This window comes from Psychrobacter sp. Arc9, assembly GCF_041431295.1.
Taxonomy (GTDB): Bacteria; Pseudomonadota; Gammaproteobacteria; order Pseudomonadales; family Moraxellaceae; genus Psychrobacter.
Map to the genome: position 1 here is coordinate 1 of NZ_JASMRK010000056.1, position 1,330 is coordinate 1,330.

General features: G+C 32.7%; 1 protein-coding gene. It reads right to left on the reverse strand.

The window, feature by feature from the left end:
* Window positions 1-50 precede the first annotated feature (50 nt).
* Complete coding sequence (locus QO187_RS13765; RefSeq protein ID WP_371548661.1) at window positions 51-1,280, reverse strand: hypothetical protein; 1,230 nt, start codon at window positions 1,278-1,280, stop codon at window positions 51-53.
* Between the last annotated feature and the right edge of the window lie 50 nt (window positions 1,281-1,330).

Below are 1,330 nucleotides of genomic sequence, written 5' to 3' on the forward strand. Positions count from 1 at the left end.
GTATTCTTGGTCGAAAACAATAGATTAGTGAGGTGCTCTTCTTTTTTCAATCACTTTCGAAGTTGAGAGTGGGGTATTTTTATTTTTTGTTCAGCATCATCAACGAGTTCAATTACTCTATTATCTTTTCCTTTAAGAATATTGATAATCTCGTCAATTCTAAATAGTGATGGTTCTATAGAGAGAAGATGATATTCAGGATCATCACGAATCATAGAAGACTTTAGTAGAGCCTCCTTCAAACTTAATAGTTTATGTATATCTTCAAAATCTATATGAATTGCAAAAAATTCACAGAACAAACAACTTTCAAATGTAGCACAGGAAGGGTTGGGGGCTTCATTATTAAAGCCCAATGCCTTAACAGGATCATTATCTGATAGGTTAGAACAAGATCCTGCTGGTATTTTCTCCGTATCATAGTTAGTTGAAGTCTTGATAGATATAGTTTGTTCATTAGTTCGATTAGACCTAAGAACTGCGGTAATCATTTTTTCGTGATAATGATTCATCTCTATTGCTTGAGACTCAATATCGATCGAAGTGTAAGATTTAGCTACTGTAGTTAAAGAGTTATTCAACTTCCTAGCTACTAATGACAAATTTCCTTTAGAATGTTTTATGTAGTATTCCGCACATAGGTTTCTAATGTCTCTAGCAGTAACCCTTTTAACCCCTTTAAAAAGTGGAGTATTGTCGTCAATAGAACTGACAGAGCTACGTGCAAAACGCTTTAATTGACGATGTTCTCCAATACGCATAAACAAGTATTCTTGACAGTCTCCAGGAAGATGAAGGTTATCAACCCACTCTCTAAGTTTCAAATACTGTATGAGATAACGTTTTAAGTGAGAAGGAGCGGAAAATTCAATCTGTCTACCTGCTCGATATTTATGTTTTTTAGCAAAAGTTGATAAGCCAAGGTTTTCCAAATTTAAATCAGATATTTTCAAATCAAGTGTGGGTTGTATATTAGCAGCAGTGAAAGAAAGGTAAATGTAATAAAAGCAATATGTACATAGGTTATAAGCATAAATTTTTCTAGAGTCTAAATTCTCATTGATCCATGTATTTCTGTTGTTTATTAATGTGTTTTTATAGAAATCTTTCTTAGTATGCTCACAATTATAATAATTTGATAAAGCATTTTTTACCTCATTAAAGGGTAAGGGTTCACCACTATTGTAGAAGCAATTAGGTAGTTTCTTTATGCCATATTTTCTAGTTGAATCCCAATAATAATCATTACTTGATTGAGCTATGCTGAAGAAACCGTACAACTAAACTTGGTAAACTAAGCACAATTATAGGAGTTTACCATGACCAAGAA